This is a genomic window from Flavobacterium mekongense (assembly GCF_047038255.1).
In the GTDB taxonomy this organism is placed as follows: Bacteria; Bacteroidota; Bacteroidia; order Flavobacteriales; family Flavobacteriaceae; genus Flavobacterium; species Flavobacterium mekongense.
On the sequence record NZ_CP174374.1, the window covers coordinates 2,061,547 to 2,080,825 of the forward strand.

The window sequence follows — 19,279 nt, forward strand, 5'->3', positions numbered from 1 at the left end:
TCATTAATTATAATAATGATGAAACATCTATATAATCAATCTTTTTATTTACTAGCTTGTAATTTGAAATAAATATTGGGGAATTATTTTTATCGTTGCTGAGTAGAGTTGCAAAACAAGCAATAAGCATTCTTTCCAGAGCGACTCTTTGTTTTTTCAAAAGACTTTTAGGCAGAATATCATATCTGTAATATTCCCAGTCATTAATAATATTATGTCCCTGTTTGAATCTTTCAACTAATTTATCTGTCTCTCCAATATATAGTAATTTTTTTTTTGTATCAATGAGGTAGTAAATAACATTATTTGCATTAAACTGGTTTATAAAAGTCGATTTTTCAAGCCAACCACTTTTTGTTATTGTAAAATCATCATCATTTTTTTCAAACTGTTTTAAAGCGGTTGACTTAATCAAACTAGTAAACAGTCTTGGAAATATAATGCCTTGAGTATAGTAAGCAGTAAAGTAAAAGATGCGTCTTGAATTATCATATTCAATATCCAAAAACTCCCAAAAGGGAATCTCTTTTTCAACATCAAGTGAATTCTTACTACTTTCCCTTAATTGTTGCTCAATCGACCTCATGTAAGACATAACAAATGTAGACTTCAGTTCATCGCACAATTCAGTACCAATATAAAGTCTATAATAATCTCTACCTTTGTCACGTTTTGACTTTGAGATGAAGCCAATATATGTTTTGTGTTTAAATTGTATTGACACAGAAGCAGTAATGTCTTTTTTCGAAGTTGTATTTTGGAATTGCGATTTGATTTTCCATAAATCTAGAACCCAAGATGGAATGGGGGTATAGCCAAGTTTTAAAACGGTTTTATCAACCTTCTTGCGCCAAATTGGAAAATTTACATTACTTCTTTCGATTTTCATTCTAAGTAATATTAAATACTTTACAGGCCATATCCTGAAGTTCGGATTTCCTTTTTTGTAATGTATTGGTATCCCATGCACTATATGAACCGATTCTTACATTCATATGAACTGACGATTGAAGAAATATTGGTTTTTTAGTCACAAAGTTGCTATTACCACCATTATGATTATCTGTTGGGCCCATAAACGTTAGATTCTCTATCGAATTCTTGAGTGGTTCTAAAGTATTGTCAACTACACAGCCATGTGCATTGCGCGGATAAACATGCTCAATCGTAGTGTCAGAGAATGTGTATATTCGTGTTTTATCATTACAAACTGGTTGACCAATAGCTCCATTTTGATACCACCTCCAATAGTGCTCCAAAGTCATTAAAAAATATTTAATTGGCTGATTTCCACCTCCCTCTTTATAATTTAAATTGTCAAGTAATGACTTAAATAAGTCATTATCTATTTTACTGCTTTGTAATGTTGATAGTTGTAATCTTAAAGAATTTACATTGTATGTTTGAAAATTTGTTCTTATTACTAAAGATTCGGTATTAATTAAGTTTTGTACTGGTGTTATGTGTTGATTACCAATAATTTTATATCTAAAAAGAAATTTTTCTAATAACTGCACAATTTCAGAATATCTAAACTGATCGGTATGACATGCCGCTAATAATAACGGCATTGTTACTTTTAATCCTAATTCTCTCAAGAGAAGCTTTTGTCTATCTAAATCCCAAGGGGTAATTGGGGTCTGTATGATGAAGGGCCACTCACTGTACTGTAATAGCTTTCTACAATTTTCGACTTCTTTGAGCAATGATTGAGTATGCCTTAAAACTTGATCTGCAAAGGCAGCATTTATATGTCCTCCTGTGAAACAGTAGAAGTTTTGAACGTAATCATCATATAAACTAAAATTCCCTGGTCTTACTCCTTTTATTGATGCGTAAATCCATCTCAAATATTCTTCAGTAATATTTGGACTGTCTTTTAAGATTTCATCCCATAATAGTTCGATTCGGTTTTGGTGACTAGGGAATCCTTCAAGCCACTCTAGAGTGGAAGCACGAAGTAAATCACCATCAGTCAAACTTTTTCCTCTGTCATTTAAAACTCTGAAGAGAGTATATGCCTCAAGCTTATTGTCGGTTATAATGTGAATTATTGAGAAATCACCGTCCATTAATTGTTTAAATATCTCCATATTGTCAAGCCGAGTAGCCATATTTCCCGATCCGGATAATTGTGATACCTTAGCTTTTAAGTCTTCATAGGCGCTACTTATTCTTTTATGTGATTCTCTTATTGGGCTAATATTTCGTTGTCTAATCAAATCTTTGAATAAATCTTCATCTGCACGTGATAATTTTAATACTTCAACTGTTTCAGTTTTTCGCTGTATTTCCTGTTCAAATTCGACAAACCTTAACTTAAGTTCAGCTATTCTTCCTTCAATTATTTTCTCATTCTGAATATCTTGATTAGATTTCGCTTCTAATAAAAGCTTTTCGTAAACAGAAATTATTGCAGCAATGAACAAGACAAATGTTGCCATTCGTTGCTGTCCATCCACGAGTTCAAATTCATTTTGGTTTACTGCACCAGGAACTATTTGTGAAACGCTTACTATTCCTCCAAAAAAATGATTAATTGGATTTCCATTCTTTCTCTTGAAATAAGCATTCTCAACATCTTTAATAAAGTCCTCTAATTCGGACTTGTCCCAAGCATAGCTTCTCTGGTATTTGGGAACTCGGAACATTGGCTTATGTTCAAAAAAATTCCCAACAGCATTATAGATAGGGTTGACATTCATAGTTTTTAAATTAAAGTTTAGGCAATATCTAACTCTTGATGATTCTTAAGATAAGTCGCAGCAAACTTACCCCAGTCTTCTCTTAATTCAAGATATACTGATTCCGGATCTGGATGCATGCTCTCCGCTTTAGCGTAAGCAAAGAACAATAGGTCTATCCCTTCAATCCCTTTTCTTAATAGTTCGCTTATATATTCCGGTTCCATTTCTGAAATACCTTTAAGTTTCGCTTCCTTCAATGGTGTATAAATATCTTTGATAAAAGGATGACGTTTATTAATTTTAATTAGAAGTGTCTTGTTTAAATGTTCAATATCGAGCAATCCTTTTCCTAACCAACCAACTTCAATGGCTTTAATTGGAGCTTCTTGGACTTGTTCAACAAATTTAGCCTGATCTTCCTCATTGGTTATGCCGGCATCTTGTGCTGCCTGAATAATAATTTCATTCTCCTCGTCAGGCGTGATGGTTTCACCTGAGCGGCTAACCGGCATACTTGCATTAGAAAATTTTGCAGTTTCTTCTGTTCTTTCTCTACCACCGCTTATATCTTCATTAAATAGTTCTTCTCTTTTTGCTTCACTGACTTCGTCCCAAAGCTTTCTTATTCTTGTTCGAGCTGCTTTAACCGGTTTTGTGAGTGCGTTTTTTAACTCGTCGCGTAATTTTTTTACCGGTTCAACACCACGCTTAATATGTTTGACTTGGAAATATTCATCAAGACTGGGATTAAACAATACTTCAATTCCGATATGACGATCTAAACTCCCTGCTTTATCTTCTAAATCCAAAGGAATCATATAAGGGACCTTAGTATAGCTAATCTCTCTATCATGTCTCAGAAAACTAATTTTTCCTTGATTTTCCGGAATGTGGAGTCTTTTAAACTGGTGTTCACTTTTAGGTCCTGCTATACCACCACCACCGCGGACCATTCTTGTTACTTTGGGAGTCAAAAATACCCTCCACCTCACAATTTCTTTACCAATATTTAGTTGACCTTCTTCAACAAGTTCACCTTTCATACTTTCTTCAGAAAGACTTTCAGCAATTTTATTTTCGAGTTGGAAAGTTGGATCGTATGGTTCCAGAGGTTCATGGAATGCAAATAAGGATCTATTTTTATCAGGTAAATATATTTTAAGGCCTTTATCGATAAACACTCTATATGTCCTTGCTAAAAAGAATGCAAGTCCAGAAATTTTTTCGTCTATTGATTCCGAATAGGCTCTATCTTCATTCATTCTATCTATATCTTTCCAAATGATTAAAGTACCGTTTTCACTGCTATCTGTAAGATGCTGGAAATCTATAGGATAGTTGTCAACTTTTTCACATTTGTATTCAATTTGGGTACCATTTAATATTTCTCCTAAATCAAGATAACTTTTAAAAATCTGTTTAGTAACATTTTTTTCTCTGTAGGAGATGGAAGTTTTACCTGAACTATCTTTAGAAACATCGCTATCTAAATAAGTAGGACAAGTATATATTTCTAGCCTTCTAGCTTGACTTATAGAAGCTAATTTGAAACCAACACCAAAGCGTCCGATACCATCACGGTTGTTGTATCTTGTACTGAAACCAATTGTTAAGACACTTGGAAGGATGTTTGGAGGAATTCCTTGACCATCATCGAAGATTGCAATTGCAGTCATCTCTCTTTTTGATTTGGAACTTTTATCACGTTTTACGTTTTCAATTTTCCAGTCAAATTTAATGTTGCGAGCACCAGCCTGAATAGAGTTGTCTACAATTTCACCGACAGCATCGGTGAAATTGTAGCCTCCATCACGGAAACTCTGTAAAGCGACATCGGGCTTAACCAGTTCTGCTTTAAAGTGGGTGAAATTATTGTTCATTTTTTATGATAATTGGTAGTTAAACATTTTGTTTATTAATGATGTGAAGAACTCTCTAATGTCAGCATCATCCGAGTGCAAGTGTATTAGTAGAAACGCTTCTTTAAATCCGGGACAATCTTGAAGTTTTCTCTTGGCTTGATTCAATAAGTTTCTATAATGTCTAACAGTAACGTTGAGGAACTGTTTTATGTTTTCTGCAGTTGTTAGGCCAACGGTATGCAAGTAAAGTGCGAGAGCTTCATTTTTTGGCAATGCAATAAAACTAGATTTTATAAGTATTACAGCATTCTCAAAATTGTAATTTTCAAATTCAACCTGAGAAACATCTTTTTCTTGATTGTACTCATAAGCTTCACGGCGAACTTTACCATTACCCTGTAATCCAAGTCTTGAAGATATTACTCTTTTTCCATCACGGAATAGGTCTTTGGCTAATTGCTCACCGGTAGCCAACCGATTTGGATTTTCAAGAACGCGGTCTAGGGCATACTCAATAGCATCGATTTTGAAATAAGTGTTTGATTTTAGGCTTTTTTCGAGAAGATTTTCTCTTTTGTTCTGAAGAAATTCGAACGCAACCCAATCTACCTGCTCCGTTTCGGAAGGGACGTAGCTCTCCCTGTAGTTTTTGTTTATCATATTTTAATTTGTTTTGGCAATGGAGGCAACCGCCAGACACTGCAGGATTAAAATTTATGACCATTGTTTAATGGCCTTATGTTTACTAAAGGGATGAAAAGTTAAAATGAGGAAATAAAGTCCGGAATTATTTTTTTGCACCAGGAAACGAAAGCAATATTGCAGGTTCTATATTCAAACCTTCAGCTAAAGCTATGATAGTGCTTAAAGCGAGGTTTACCTGCCCATTTTCTATTCGTCTTACCTGACTGTATTCAAGACCGGCACTATTAGCCAAGGCTCTAATACTCAGATTCTTCTCATTGCGAAGGCGTGTTAAATTCTTTCCGAAATCTAATTTTATTTGGTCTTTTCTGTCCATTTATTACTAAAGGGAAAGTTCTTTCAAAAAGGGAAATAGATTGACGTATGATTATACTCCAATCATAAATTGAATTAATATCATCGTCTTATTTTTATAAATTAGTTAGAAAAAATAAAGTCATGCTGGAACGTCCGTATTATTTGATTTGTAAAATGGCTGAAAGAAAAGGGAATAAGTATCCTTTTTTTGTGACTTGTGCCTTAATTGAGAACAAAGGATTCTATAGAATTAAAGATTTGGATCAATATCTACATGATGGTTCAAGTGTAACGAAAGAATACGTTGGAAGCTCATCAGCAATATATATGGTGTGTAACCAAAATTTCGATTTAAAAGAGTTTTTAATAAATATCTAAGCTAAACCGCAGGTTACTATTTATTCAGCCTTGCTTGCTTTCTCCCATTCTTCACTTAAAATGCGTGCTGTTTGAGTTTTTATCTTGCTTACAATCAATTCCATTTCTTCAACGGATTTAGTTTGCATCATTATACCTAAACAACAGTTTTTCAATTCGTCTAACTGTTTTTTTAACTCTGAGTGATTTGGTGAATCTGTTAACATCAATTCTGCCTTTGTAAGATAGAGATTAAATTTAAAATTGCTTTCACCCTCCATTTTCTGTGATAAAGAAAAAATTGCAGTAATTGAAAGTAATTCACTTAAGATATTCCTAAAATCACTAATCCATAATTGTCTTGTCGTTGAAAGGACAGTCTTTTTAAAATCTCTTTCACTGTTTGATCTTGCTAATTCCAGCTGTTCATCAGAAATAGTCTTTGCATTTTCGGTTTGTTGCTTTATTGCGGCGGAATTACTTTTTCTTAATAGATTACTTGTAATTATGTTAGCTACTACAGTTGATAAGCCAATTATAATTGCCCCAATCCACGGCATATTTTTACTCCAGTCAAAGTTATCGGCATCATTGTCTGACACAGATTTAATTTGTAGCACACTCGGTGTAGACAAAACAATAGTGTCTTTATTCGATTCCCTTTTCTTGGTCGTTATTAATTCTTGATCCTTTTTTTGTGCAAAGGTTGAAAAGAAACAAACCAGAATAATGTATGAACAAATTTTTTTCATGAAATTTCATTTTAAAGTTTTGACCAAATATCATCAAGAGTATCAGGTTGGATAGCCCACCTATATCCCATATGTACTTCCCAATTAAAACCAAAATCCATGTAAGAACTTGAAAGGTGACTTGCATCTTCGAAAGTTTTTCTCAATATACCCCCGCCCTCGATTGTTTTAGTCGCTGTAAGAAATCCAATTTTAAATAAAAAGGTTATTAAATCCTGCGGGGTAGCATTTTTTCCGGAAGCGAATCGAAATTCACCCATTTGAGATAAATTAAAAAGTTTGCTCTTAAGCTCAGTACTTGTAAAATGATATGCTTCAGAAGTAGTTCTGGTTTTTTTGTTAGGTTTCATGCCGTAAATGAGTCGATCAATGGATGGCAATTCAGATTTATATTCTGCAATAGTGTCATTAATGATACTCTTTGAATACTCAGGTAATATACTTTGTAAATCTTTGGTTCTAATTTTAGAGGACTTATTTTTAAATGCTTCTTTTGCTGCCATTGTACAAAGCTTTACTAAATCACGTGGTCTGTTGCGTATAATTGACAGTAGGACAACATACATTGGTTTATTCTCCCATTCGCCTTCTCCATTAAATTTTTCTTCAAAGACACTATTAAGATGATGTGCCGTTTGTTTTTGTGAAGAAGCCAGTAACTCTTCTTCATCAAATTTTATGTTTTCGAATGTTAAAACTCGTTTTATCAATAATACATAGATTTCATGAATTTTATAGCTGTTATAAGTTACCAATCCCTCAAACTTATCTGATGATTCATCTTCAGTACGGACGGCAGTGTAAACATCAGTACGAAGAGCGAGTTTAAATATAACCCCTTCGTTTTCAGTTGACATATCTCTAATGCTGTTTATGAGGGCAGATATCATGATGAGACCTTCTTTTCTATTTTGCCACCCTCGATCTAAATCATCTAAAAAAATTTCAATTGGATAATCAATATTTGGGTTAAGATATTTGTCATAGCCTACTAAAGGATTTTTGCCGGATGATTGATATCTAGAAAACACATCATTTAAAAGTGGAAATATTTTCCCTCCAAACCGAATGGGATCAATTACGATAGCATCATCTTCATATAGTCCAAACTGCTCCAAAATTTTACGAACAATAATTTTTGTTAGACCATATTTCCATTGACGAATACTAATCATTAAAGACTCATGTCTTTCTCCAATTTCAGCTATATCATTCGGCTTAATTAATATACATAACTTTCCATTTTCTTGGCCCTCTTTTATTGCAATTCTAAATAAAGCAGATTTTCCTACGCCTTTACTTCCTACCAGAATTTTTACAGGCACATTTGCCGCTGTTGATTCATAGGTATCGGTTTTTAAAAAGTATTCCCTTAATCTATCAATTTTTTCACCTTCTCCGTCGTAAGCTCCAAAAATCTTTCTAATATTTTCTTCGGTAAATTTCAGTTCTTTTGCCATCAATAATTATTTAACATTATTTGGTTGGTTAGCATATTAATGCTATTGAAGATTTTGATTTATTTTCTAACTATAATTTTCTGAAAATTATATCAATAAGAGTTATTATCTCAAATCAAAAAGATGCCGAAGCATCTTTTAATGTGGTATAACAGGTAAAAATTAAATCAAAGGTTAACTAACTTGAAAAACTCAGAAAGTTTTAAATTTCGTGCTTCGCATATCTTCAACAGAGTTTCAATGCTTATCTTGTATTTTTCATCATTCTTAATTCTACGTACTGTCTTTTCATCAATGTTATGATTTAAAGCAAATTGTGTATTTGCTTCATCTTTGCCAATCCAATTTTTGGCTATATAATCGCATATTTTTCTGTTGAAATCTGACATCTCAACAAAATAACTCGTAAAAGCTTAAAATATTTCGGACAGCTGTCCGATTGTAAGAATAATTGTTTATATTTGCCATAGAATTTTTACTTTTGCGATTCTTCATATAGACAATATTGAAGCATTCGCTTTGAATCTCGCGTTAGAAAACTGGTAATTTTTGCAACGAGATGATAAGTGACAATGCTCACGCTCCTAGGGCGTGGGCTCACTTATTGTTGCACGGTATACCAGTACCTCTAACGCAATAAGCTGAGTACCGCGCCTTTTTTTTGCGAAGCTAAAAAAGAGTATTAAGACTGGAGTACAAAGGATTAAGACTTCAACGGGTTCTCCGCTTATTCGATTCACCTTATTATTTATTTAGACTATAACTTTTATCCTGCGTGGGTTTGAGTATAGTTTATGGTTGGGTTAGTTAAGTTACTATACCCCGCGCAGGTTTCTTCTTTTGGCTTGACCCAAAAGAAGCAAAAAGTCAAGGCTCTGAATCTTCAGCGGTCAAATTGATTCTCGCATTCTAAATGAAAATAACTCGGCGTTGCCTCAAACAGATTTTCATTTTAAGAATACTTCGAATATTTGACACTCGCTTCCAGATTCTAAGGCCGTAACAACGCAGAATTATTAACCACAAAACATAAATGCCTATGGTATAAACAACATGACTACACTAATTGCCCCCCGATCCTTAGACTCCGCTCAGGACAGGCTTGCTCGGGGTGACAATGCACAAACAAACAAAAAAAAAGACTTCCTACCTCGTCGCCAAACTAGAATAGGAAGCCGAAGCTTAAACAAACTAATGTTCAATTTAAACCAAACCAAAATTATGAATAAATCTTTATTATTCAGGGGTAGGTCTGTTATTTGGTATTCTATTTATTTATGGATGTTCCTTTTAGGCCTAAGCTGTTTTGCTTTTCCTGCTGAAGGAGAAGGGAAAGGCCCTTCGACTGCGCTCAGGGTGACACAAATTGCTTATCCAGATGAATTGAGTGAGTCAATAGGGATAAGGGATAAGGGAAAAGATTTTTCTACTCTATCAATCACAACACAGCAAATAATTACCGGAACCATTTCAGATAGTAATGGAGTGTTACCAGGTGTGACAGTTACTATTAAAGGCACAAATATCAATGCAATAACAGATGAAACTGGTAAGTTCGCTATTGCAGCTAAAACTGATGATGTATTGGTTTTTAGTTACATAGGTTATAAAACACTGGAGGTAACAGTAACCAATAGTACTGTAATTAATGTAACGCTACAAGAAGATGCCACAACTCTCAAAGAAGTAACGGTAAACGCCGGATACTATACTGTAAAAGACAAAGAGCGTACGGGTAGCATTTCGAAAATTACCTCTAAAGACATAGAAAAACAACCGGTGACTAACGTGCTATCGACCATGCAGGGCAGGATGGCCGGAGTAAGTATAACGCAAACCAGCGGTGTACCCGGTGGTGGTTTTGACCTAAAGATTAGAGGGCAGAACAGTTTGCGGGCGGAAGGGAATAGTCCGTTGTATTTGATAGACGGCGTGCCTTATTCGTCGGAATCGGTAGGGAATTCCCGAACTACCAGTGTGATGCCTACGCTGGCCAATCCGCTGAACAGTATTAATCCGCTGGATATAGAAAGCATAGAGGTATTAAAAGATGCCGATGCCACGGCTATTTATGGCTCACGTGGTGCCAATGGGGTAGTTCTGATTACCACCAAAAAAGGCAAGCAAGGCAAAACGCGTTATACCATGAGTGTATCGCAGGGTGTGGCGAATGCTACCCAGTTTATGAAGCTTTTGAATACAGAGCAATACCTTGCCATGCGGAATGAGGCGTTTGCCAATGATGGATTTGCGCCCTCATTTATGGATTTTGATGTGAATGGTACTTGGGACCCGAACCGTTATACTGATTGGCAGGCGGCGTTGGTTGGCGGCACCGCCACTTACAAAGATGCCAATGCCAGTGTGAGTGGTGGTAGCGCCCAAACACAGTTTATGGTTAGTGGTACGTTTCATGATGAGACCACGGTGTTCCCGGGTGATTTTGGGTATAAAAGAGGCGTGCTGCGCAGTAATTTGAACCACGCCAGCGAGAGCCAAAAGTTTCGATTATCGCTCTCTACTGCCTACACGGTGCAGGATAACGACCAACCGGCGGTAGACCTGTCGCGCACCGCGATGATATTAGCTCCTAATGCTCCGGCGCTGTATAATGATGACGGCAGTTTAAATTGGGCCGGCAGCACTTGGGAAAATCCACTGGCGGCGTTGGCCGGTAAATACCGCACTAAAACCTATGATGTTATAGCCAATGGAACGATAGGTTATATGTTGCTTCCCGGAGTGGAACTCAAGTCGGCCTTTGGGGTTACTGATACCAAGCATGATGAAACCCGCACAACACCCTCGACAATATACGACCCTGTGTATGGTGCCGGACCTGAATTTTCGAGTTTGATAGTGAATACGGTGAATCGCCGTTCGTGGATAGCCGAGCCACAGCTGAGTTGGGCACAACAATGGCGCTACGGTAAAACCGAACTATTGGCAGGAGGGACTTTCCAACAACAAAAAGGCACCCGATTGGTGCAGCAGGGGAATGGGTTTGTGAGCAACAGCCTTATTTATAATTTGGCTTCTGCTTTTAGTGTAAATACTTTGCAGGATCAACAGACCGATTACAAGTATCAAGCTTTTTTTGGGAGGTTTAATTATTCCTACCAAGACAAGTATATCTTGAATTTGACCGGTCGTAGGGATGGCAGTAGTCGGTTTGGGCCGGGTAATCAGTTTGCGACTTTTGGAGCCGTAGGAGCCGCTTGGCTGTTTGGTGAGGAGCAGTTTATTAAAGACAAAAGCATCTTAAGTTTTGGAAAATTGCGCGGTAGTTATGGGACTACCGGTAATGACTTGATAGGCGATTACCAGTTTTTGGATACCTTTTTGTCGTCGGGTGTTAGTTATAATGGCGTGATAGGTTTGGAGCCTACGCGGTTGAACAATCCGAATTTTGGATGGGAGACCAATAAAAAGCTGGAATTGGCTTTAGAGGCCGGTTTTTTTAAAGACCGCATTTTCCTGACGTTGGGTTGGTATAATAACCGTTCGTCGAGCCAATTGGTTGGGATTCCGATGCCGGCTACTACGGGATTTCCTTCGTTGCAAGGGAATCTTAATGCTACAGTACAAAACCGTGGTACTGAAATCACCCTTAGGACTGTGAATTTTCAAAATGGGAATTTTAGTTGGACCACGAATTTTAATATTTCCTTTTCGAAAAACAAATTGTTGTCGTTTCCGGATTTGGCCACCTCTACCTACCGCAATCAGTTTGTGATAGGTGAGGCTTTGAATATCCAAAAGGTGTATCGCTATACCGGTTTAGACCCTCAGACGGGTGTTTTTACGTTTGAGGACATGAATGGTGATGGGGTATTATCGGGATTGGACCGACAAGTTGTAAAAGATTTTAACCTCAGTTTTTTTGGTGGATTGAGCAACCAGTTTACTTATGGACGTTGGGCCCTTGATGTGATGTTTCAATTTGTGAAGCAAGACAACTATACTGCGGCAGCTATGACCGGAGTGCCGGGTACTATGGGTAACCAGCCTACGGCTGTATTGCAGCACTGGCAAGCACCGGGTGATACCGCAGGTTTTCAGGTTTACACGGCAGGGTATAACGGCGATGCGGTGGATGCTTACTTCAACTATTATGAAAGCGATGCGGTGATTGGTGATGCCTCGTTTGTGCGCTTAAAGAATGTTGCCTTAAGTTATAAAGTTCCTGAGCGATGGCTATTTGGTGCCAGTTGTAAGGTTACCTTGGAGGGACAGAACTTGTTGACGTTTACCTCCTATGAGGGTCGAGACCCCGAATTTACTACTTATGGATACTTGCCACCTTTGAAGGTGTTTACGGCAGGTTTGCAGTTTAGCTTTTAACTTAAAACGATTTGATTATGAAAAACCTTAATTATACAATTGTAATACGGTCACTACTGCTTATGGTAGTAGTTGCCTTGACTTTTGGATGTGATTCCTTTGTGGATGTTGGACTTCCGAATTCACAACTTAGCTCCGGTACTGTTTTTGAAGAGCGAGCCACAGCCAACGCTGCCATGACTAATATTTACGCTAAATTACGAGATAGCGGTTTGCTTTCGGGCAATGCCTCGGGTATGAGTGTTGCTTTAGGTGTTTATGCCGATGAGTTGGATTACTACGGCGTTAGTACCGGTGAAACACAGTTTTTATACACCAATACAGTGTTGCCAACGAATGGTGTGGTGACGGAATGGTGGAGTAGAAGCTATAACCAAATTTACGCTGCCAATACGGTTTATGAGGGTGTAAATAACGCCACTAAACTGGCTCAAGCTGATAAAGACCAGTTGATGGGTGAGGCTTTGTTTGTTAGAGCGTTGGTGCATTTTAGCTTAACGAATTTGTTTGGAGCAGTACCTTATATAACAACTACTAATTATCAACAAAATCAAACAGTTAATAAAATTTCAACACAGGAAGTGTATGACCGCTGTATAGCCGATTTAACAGCGGCGCAGGCGTTGTTACCGGATTATGATTTTAGCGGCATCAGGGTGCGCCCCAATAAGTGGGTGGCTACTGCTTTACTGGCCAGAGTTTACCTTTACCATGGCAGTTATGCTGAAGCCGCAAATGAAGCCTCGGCAGTATTGAATGAAACCGGAACCTATTCCTTGGTGACTGATTTTGACAGTGCCTTTTTGAAAGATAGTCCGAGTACCTTGTGGCAGCTTATTCCTCAAAATAATGGTGGCAGCACAGGTGAGGGTGCTAATTTTATTTTTAACTCCGGACCACCTCCTTTTGTGGCGTTAAGTAGCTCTATTGTTACAGCTTTTGAGCCGGGTGATTTGCGCAAGGTTCATTGGGTAAGGGCTATTAGCAATGGCAGTGATACGTGGTACCATGCCTATAAATATAAGCAGCAAAGTTTTGCGGGAAGTAGCTCGGAATACTCTATAGTTTTGCGTTTGTCGGAACTGTATTTGATTCGGGCCGAAGCACGGGCCAAGCAAGGTTTTTTGAGCGGAGCACAGGATGATTTGAATGTGATTCGCAACTTGGCCGGTTTGCCTGATACCACCGCTTCAAGCCAGGAAGCACTTCTTAGCGCCATTTTACAGGAGCGACGGGTTGAATTCTTTACCGAGAGTGGCCACCGCTTTTTAGACCTGAAACGCGCGGGTCAAGTTACTACTGTGCTTGATGTTGTAAAACCCGGTTGGGATTTTCATGAAGCCTTGTTCCCGTTGCCGCAAAATGAGTTGTTGCTTAATCCCAATTTAGAACCCCAAAACGCAGGCTACTAATGAAAAAGTTACTTTTAATACTATTGGCGGCCTGCCCGGTATGGGCACAGGTTGCGAAGAAACAGTTGACAGAGGCAGATTACTCCTTGTGGCATACCTTGGAGCAAGAGCAGTTATCGGAGGATGGTAACTGGGTGAGTTATAGTTTCACTTATGCAAGTGGTAAGGACACCTTGTTTGTAAAACATACCCAAAAAGCCAAGGCTTATACTTTTGCCAGCGGAACAGATGGACGCTTTGCCGCCAACAACCACTTTGTATATCGTGGCGGTGATGGAGCAGTGGTCGTGGTTAACCTTAAGACCGGTACATCAATTAAGCACTCAAACATTGGTAATTATAAACTTGCGTTGCATAGTGATTTGTTAGTAATGCATGAGAACTCTGGTACAGCAGCAGGCGATTTATTGGTAGTAACCATGGATGGGAAGGTACTGAAAAGGATTCCAAGAACCACATTGTTTTTGGTGAGTCCGGTGGGTGACCAAGTAGTGTGTGATTATGATGGGCAATTATTATTGCTGGATCTTAACCATTTAGACCACCCCATACTAATTGAATCTAAGCCGCAACAATACCATTCTGCAGTATGGCAGTCTAATGGCGCTTCGGTGGCTTATTTGACAAATGGTCCTGACGCTTACGTTGGATATTATCAACTTGCGGAAAAGAAGCATTTCATTTTTGATAAAAAGCAGTTTGTAGATTTCCCTAAAGACGGTGAATTGTATAATGCTTCTGTGACCGAGTTATCCATATCGGATGATGGGCAAAGGGTGTTTTTTGGCGTTAAACCAAAACAGGTAGCTGTGGATAATGGTGGTGTGCAAGTGTGGAATACGGCAGATAAGTTGCCATTTCCCCGAAAGTTATCCGTTAATGGTTGGAACGATAGGGCCAAACTAGCGGTGTGGCAACCGATAACGCAACAGTTCAAAATGGTGACTTCGGTCAGTTTCCCCTATCAGGAATTGTTGCCTGGACAGCAAATGGCTTTGGTCTATGACCCTATGACAAACGAACCCCAATTTGACTATGATGCACCTATTGATTTTTATTTGCGGGATGTTGTTACCGGTTCTCAAAGGTTAGCTTTGGCGAAGCAAAGTCCTGATAGGACCAAAATGGGAGTTTCAACGCAAGGAGACTATATAGCCTATTTTAAAGACAAAGACTGGTGGATTTATGATATCAAGCGAGATACCCACCGGAATCTGACCGGATTACTGGGGCATTCATTTGTAGACCACTCTTATGACCGTTCGGGAGATGAAAGGGTATGGAGTGTTGCCGGATGGACAGCTAACGATGATGCTGTTTTGGTGTATGATGCGTATGATATTTGGAGCCTAAAGACTGATGGTAGCAGTGCTGTAAGACTCACCAGGGGTAAGGAAGAAGGCATTGTATTTAGACTTGTTCCGCAAAAGGACTATAAAACCATTGGCACACCAACAGACAAGGTAGTAGATTTGACAAAAGGGATAGTGCTCAAGGCTGTAAGTCCTGATAAAAGCGGTTATTTTAGCTGGAATTTAAAAAGTGGTGCACAGCCAATAGTTTTTGAACCGAATAGGATTAGTGGTTTTAAAAGAACCCATACCGGTGTTAGTATATTAATTAGGGAGCATTACCATTTATCACCACAGTTAATAGTAAAACAGCCTAGCGGTAAGTTTAAAGTAATCGGCCAAAGTAATGAGCAGCAAAAATACTATGCTTGGGGATTTTCAAAACGCTTTTCGTATGAGAATTCTAAGGGACAGCCGCTTCGCGGTGCTCTTTTTTACCCAGCAGGTTATGATGCAACTAAAAGCTATCCAATGGTGGTGCATATTTACGAGCATTTATCGCAGTATTATAACCAATATGTAAACCCTACACTGCAGAATGAGGATGGATTCAATATTAGTAACCTGACTACGCAGGGATACTTTGTACTGCTGCCCGATATTGCCTACGAAGAGGGAAAGCCGGGTGTTTCGGCGGTTGATTGTGTGACCGCTGCCATAAATGAGGTATTGGCTCATGAATCGGTAGATAAAAAGCGAATAGGCCTTATTGGTCACTCTTTTGGCGGATACGAAACCAGCTTTATCGTAACACAGACAAATTTGTTTGCCGCAGCCATTTCGGGTGCCGGTTTTAATGACTTTATCAGTAGTTATCTGAGTGTAGGATTAAACAATAAAAAGCAGGATACTTGGCGCTACGAATTTAATCAGCTTAGGATGGGTGTACCGCTTTTTGATAATTTTGAACGGTACCTGCAAAATTCTCCGGTTACATTTGCGCCCAAGGTGAACACGCCATTTTTGCTTTGGACAGGTACTGATGATAGCGCTATTGACTACAGACAGAGCCTCGAATTCCATTTGGCCTTGCGCAGGCTTGGAAAGCCTAATATATTGTTGCTTTATGAAGGAGGAGGACACGGTTTGACCAAAGCTGAACATCAAGCTGATATAACTCGACGCATGAGTCAGTGGTGGGACTATTACTTGAAAGGAGCTCCTAAGCCGGATTGGTTTACTCCAGATACTTTTTAAATAACAAAGCAGTTCCCTGCGGAACTGCTTTGCTTTTGGTTACTGGTGGTTGCGTCTCAATTCAACCACACAATTACCGCTGGCATCCTTGCCCCAAACTTGAGTGCTGCCAACGGTACATAACTGTAGGCCATCATCAGAACACATGATGGAGGTGTTACACACCGTTCCGAAAGGGTTCGCTTTAAGATACCCCGGGATGTTGATGGTGTCTTTGGCCTCAGCACTCGTAGTGAACGAGCTAAGAGCGCCAACCAATCCTAAAGCTAGTGCAGCCATAGGAATGAATTTGCTGAATCTTTTCATAAAATAAAAAATTACAAGTTATTGATCTACTCTGTTTGCAGGTTTTCGATCTTCCCCCTGATAATTAGCTAATTATATTTTTGGTGTCTTTTTTTCACTTATCCAAAACCTAAGGTTAAAGTCGTTTGTGTATCAGGTAGCTCATTTTGTAGCTTACCAGATGATTACCTATGATTCCGTAAAACGTATGGCCTTCCACTGCAAAGCGGCTTAGTCGTTTGCCCTCAATGTTGTAGACATAGAAGCTTACGATGTAGGAGCGATTTTTCACATCGTAAACATCTATTATACTCGCCTGTTGCCACATTTTTTCATCTTCAAATTTCCCCATCAGTGCAGCGTTAACGAATAGTAGTCCGCGATGGAGGTAGGCGTTTTTATTTACAGTCAAAGGCGGTGCAGCAAGTTTCTTTTCATTGCGGTCTTTATTGAATGCCACCTTGATTTGTGCCTTACTAATAGTATCAATGGTGTTGCCGCGATGGATTATGTTAAGTTTGGAGTCGCAAACGATATATTGATTGCGGTAGTAATATAGGTATACCAACAGGTTGGAATTAGGGTCGTAGTTAAGGATGCCATCGGTATCGAAAATACCGTCAACTTGTTTTTGAAGTATGGTTGGGTTGGTAATTGTTTTATTTTGTTTTTCATCAAAGCGGGCTAAAACATTCTCGGCATTGGCTTTGTGTGTACGAAATGCAAACGAGGTCGAATCGCTAAACACCGGATTTGAAAACTTACTTTTTACTTGCGGCATTTGGGTGGCATACCATTGCCCTGTTTTACCGCGAAATACCGCCGGGACTGTGCCATCGGAGGCATAGAAATTCTTAGCATGAACTTGCAATTGGAGAGAACGGAATGGCAGGTTTAGATTGTTTAATTTCACTACCAATTCCTTTTTGCTTTTTAGAGAGGTATCGATTTCAGTTAGTAATAATGGGGCAGTAGTGTTTCCTAAATATATTTTTCCGTTGGCCATTCCGGCGAAATAATATGAATTATATCCAAGGTCGATTTGGTGTTGTTTTGAGAATTGTGCCGGTAGTCTTCGGACAAAGTTGTTGCGATGTTGGATGATGTCTTCAGACATTAAAAAGAGTGCAACTACAAGACCAATAGCAGAGGTGGCAAGAATAGATAAATAGCCAATCACAAATCTGTTAAAAGCGTTAGATAAAATTGCCAAACCCGATAATACCACGAAAACTATATTGAAAACAAGGTGTTGTGTCCAAGTCATTTCTTCTAATATGCCACCACAAGAACATGGGGTGAAAGAACTGAAGTTGAGAATAATTACTATGTAAGCCGTGAACATTGTCATTAAAGCAAAGCTCCCATAGAGTCCTAACAAGCGATATTTGTTTGTAAGTAAGAGCAATACAATAATAAATTCTACCAAAGGAACTGCAACAGCAACCCAATCTGCAAAAGCACTTAAAAGGGGAGACTGACCCAACTGGATTGGGAAATTATGGAAGTCTAGTGCTTTACTTACGGCCGCATAAGTGAAGAGTAGGATGTTGAGTACGACTACAGTTTGTATGATGTTCGATTTAGTAATTTGAAGTTTCATTCTACATTATTTTTATGTAAAATTCTTAAAAACAATTACTTAGAGGTATTCAAAAATGTAGTAATACTATTCCATTCTTGATGGTCTATTGAGTTCACTGGGAGAGTAACGGTATTTCTTTTTGAAAGCTTTATAAAAATTTAGGTAAGAATTGAAACCACACATAAAGCAGATTTCTTTTAAGGATAAATCTGTTTTTTCTATCAAGTTGTGTGCTTTTTTAAGACGTTCTTCATTATAAAGCTTATAAATACTTGTGTTGAAAAAGTGTCTGAATCCTTCTTTTAATTTGAATTCATTTGAGCCAAACATTTTGGCTAAAGCTTTGACAGAAGGAAGTGGCTCCTCTAGATTATTTAGTATGTAGTTGTAAACGTTTTGAATTATTTCAGAATCTTTTGGACGTGGAGTAAGTTTGTTGTTTGAATTAAAAGTATCACCCAGAGAATCTTGAAGGACAGTTGTCAATGAAGTCAATATTATTTCATTTTGATTAAGTAGTTTAGAGATTGTAAAGTGAAGCGGGAGTAGCTTTTTATTACCACTTATTAAAACTAATTGAACGGTAGAATGATACTCTTCGTTATTTTGAATTTCCTCTTTTATACTTTGCCAAGCATCTGATGACTGTTGAGCAATTATGTCATCAAATATCATTTTATTAAGTTTGCCCGGGCTGTAACCGAGATTTTTAATGGCTAAAGCATTAAAACTTTTGATGTTGTAATCTTTGCTAAGTATAAACGTATTTTGAATAACACTTTGATAATTGTAATAGGGGATTACATAGCCTGATTTTGCGGTGGTGTTTTGAAGTGTGAGTCCCAAGATATTGAGTACGCTACTTAGTTCCTCTATTTCATCATTCGACTCTGTTGGTTCTATTCTAAATGCCAAGTTACCAGTAGCTAATTCAAATAGCATCTGGTAAACATTTTTCATCCGTTGATGGTAGGATTGGCTTTG

General features: G+C 38.0%; 15 protein-coding genes. 5 read left to right on the top strand and 10 right to left on the bottom strand.

From position 1 onward, the window contains the following. Positions 1–7 precede the first annotated feature (7 nt). The 5 genes from ACJG85_RS08855 to ACJG85_RS08875 form a co-directional block, all read right to left on the bottom strand. Positions 8–889, bottom strand: a complete 882-nt coding sequence (locus ACJG85_RS08855) for a hypothetical protein (protein WP_412476181.1) — start codon at positions 887–889, stop codon at positions 8–10. A gap of 1 nt (position 890) precedes the next feature. After that, positions 891–2,705 (bottom strand): DUF262 domain-containing protein, encoded by a 1,815-nt coding sequence (locus ACJG85_RS08860; RefSeq protein ID WP_412476182.1) that lies wholly within the window; start codon positions 2,703–2,705, stop codon positions 891–893. Positions 2,706–2,722: 17 nt separating this feature from the next. Further along, positions 2,723–4,567 carry an ATP-binding protein gene (locus ACJG85_RS08865; RefSeq protein WP_412476183.1) on the bottom strand — a complete coding sequence of 615 codons (1,845 nt, stop codon included), beginning with the start codon at positions 4,565–4,567 and terminating at the stop codon, positions 2,723–2,725. A 3-nt stretch (positions 4,568–4,570) separates the two neighbouring features. Beyond that, positions 4,571–5,209, bottom strand: a complete 639-nt coding sequence (locus tag ACJG85_RS08870) for a hypothetical protein (RefSeq protein WP_412476184.1) — start codon at positions 5,207–5,209, stop codon at positions 4,571–4,573. A gap of 127 nt (positions 5,210–5,336) precedes the next feature. Further along, positions 5,337–5,570: a helix-turn-helix domain-containing protein gene (locus ACJG85_RS08875; protein ID WP_412476185.1), complete on the bottom strand. Its 234-nt coding sequence runs from the start codon at positions 5,568–5,570 to the stop codon at positions 5,337–5,339. Between the two features lie 122 nt (positions 5,571–5,692). On the opposite strand from ACJG85_RS08875, the gene ACJG85_RS08880 reads away from it, so the two are divergent. Then, entirely contained in the window at positions 5,693–5,929 is a 237-nt protein-coding gene (locus tag ACJG85_RS08880) for a hypothetical protein (RefSeq protein ID WP_412476186.1), read from the top strand. A 20-nt stretch (positions 5,930–5,949) separates the two neighbouring features. Here the strand turns inward: ACJG85_RS08880 and ACJG85_RS08885 are convergent, their stop codons facing one another. The 3 genes from ACJG85_RS08885 to ACJG85_RS08895 all read right to left on the bottom strand — a co-directional run bounded on the left by ACJG85_RS08885 (position 5,950) and on the right by ACJG85_RS08895 (position 8,509). Continuing rightward, positions 5,950–6,660: a hypothetical protein gene (locus tag ACJG85_RS08885; protein ID WP_412476187.1), complete on the bottom strand. Its 711-nt coding sequence runs from the start codon at positions 6,658–6,660 to the stop codon at positions 5,950–5,952. A gap of 11 nt (positions 6,661–6,671) precedes the next feature. Continuing rightward, complete coding sequence (locus ACJG85_RS08890; protein ID WP_412476188.1) at positions 6,672–8,120, bottom strand: P-loop ATPase, Sll1717 family; 1,449 nt, start codon at positions 8,118–8,120, stop codon at positions 6,672–6,674. 167 nt (positions 8,121–8,287) lie between these two features. After that, positions 8,288–8,509, bottom strand: coding sequence for a helix-turn-helix domain-containing protein (locus ACJG85_RS08895; RefSeq protein ID WP_412476189.1), 222 nt, complete (start codon positions 8,507–8,509; stop codon positions 8,288–8,290). An 832-nt stretch (positions 8,510–9,341) separates the two neighbouring features. Between ACJG85_RS08895 and ACJG85_RS08900 the strand changes: the two genes are divergently transcribed. From ACJG85_RS08900 to ACJG85_RS08915, 4 genes are all read left to right on the top strand, one after another. Continuing rightward, positions 9,342–12,464: a SusC/RagA family TonB-linked outer membrane protein gene (locus ACJG85_RS08900; RefSeq protein WP_412476190.1), complete on the top strand. Its 3,123-nt coding sequence runs from the start codon at positions 9,342–9,344 to the stop codon at positions 12,462–12,464. Positions 12,465–12,481: 17 nt separating this feature from the next. Continuing rightward, positions 12,482–13,876, top strand: a complete 1,395-nt coding sequence (locus ACJG85_RS08905; protein WP_412476191.1) for a RagB/SusD family nutrient uptake outer membrane protein — start codon at positions 12,482–12,484, stop codon at positions 13,874–13,876. A gap of 65 nt (positions 13,877–13,941) precedes the next feature. Next, positions 13,942–16,425 (top strand): alpha/beta hydrolase family protein, encoded by a 2,484-nt coding sequence (locus ACJG85_RS08910; RefSeq protein WP_412476192.1) that lies wholly within the window; start codon positions 13,942–13,944, stop codon positions 16,423–16,425. A 145-nt stretch (positions 16,426–16,570) separates the two neighbouring features. After that, positions 16,571–16,738: a hypothetical protein gene (locus ACJG85_RS08915; RefSeq protein WP_412476193.1), complete on the top strand. Its 168-nt coding sequence runs from the start codon at positions 16,571–16,573 to the stop codon at positions 16,736–16,738. 108 nt (positions 16,739–16,846) lie between these two features. On the opposite strand, the gene ACJG85_RS08920 is transcribed toward ACJG85_RS08915, so the two are convergent. Both ACJG85_RS08920 and ACJG85_RS08925 read right to left on the bottom strand, forming a co-directional pair. Further along, entirely contained in the window at positions 16,847–18,313 is a 1,467-nt protein-coding gene (locus ACJG85_RS08920; protein WP_412476194.1) for a MauE/DoxX family redox-associated membrane protein, read from the bottom strand. A 66-nt stretch (positions 18,314–18,379) separates the two neighbouring features. Beyond that, a complete protein-coding gene (locus ACJG85_RS08925; protein ID WP_412476195.1) occupies positions 18,380–19,255 on the bottom strand; it encodes a helix-turn-helix domain-containing protein in 876 nt (291 codons plus the stop codon). Positions 19,256–19,279: the final 24 nt, after the last annotated feature.